1 protein-coding gene is annotated in these 546 nt (G+C 72.0%); it reads left to right on the top strand.

Translation table 11 applies throughout. The annotated features are described in order from the left end of the window. Positions 1 to 257 precede the first annotated feature (257 nt). Positions 258 to 546, top strand: a 289-nt coding sequence (locus tag CCN51_RS50645) for a TetR/AcrR family transcriptional regulator (protein WP_143676205.1), incomplete at its 3' end; no start/stop codon positions are given.

Here is a 546-nt window from a genome sequence, read left to right as displayed (position 1 = left end):
GCGACCCCGGCCCCAGTCCACGTCAGCAGATGGAACTAGGACTCCGGCAGGACTCCCCCTGCTTCCGCTGGTGGACTGGGGCCGGGGTCGCATCCCGGCACCGTCCCGCCCCGTTAGCCTCGGCGATCGAAGCAGCACACGTGTCGTTCGGGACGAGCACAGCTGCCCCGAGAACACGTCCCTTCCGCATGCTGCGAGGTCTATCCGGTTCGCATCGACGCCGGGAACGTGTACGTACGCGTGACGGGAGAATGCTGATGGAGACACCGGACGGCACCGCCGTCGGCACTGAGCGTTCCGACGCCGCCCGCAACCGCGCCCGGCTGCTGGAGGCCGCCCGTCGCCTGGTCAGCGAGCACGGCGCCGAGCACGTGACGATGGAGGCGGTCGCGAAGGAGGCCGGCGTGGGGAAGGGCACCCTCTTCCGCCGTTTCGGTGATCGGGAGGGCCTCCTGTGCGTCCTCCTCGACGAGGCCGAGGCCGACTTCCGCGAGGTGTGCACCTCCGGCCCCCCGCCCCTCGGCCCCGGCGCGCCGGCGGCGGACC

This window comes from Streptomyces milbemycinicus (assembly GCF_002154605.1).
Lineage (GTDB): Bacteria > Actinomycetota > Actinomycetes > Streptomycetales > Streptomycetaceae > Streptomyces > Streptomyces milbemycinicus.
Note: the sequence above shows the minus strand (reverse complement) of the source record. Positions and strands in the feature narration are given on the sequence as shown.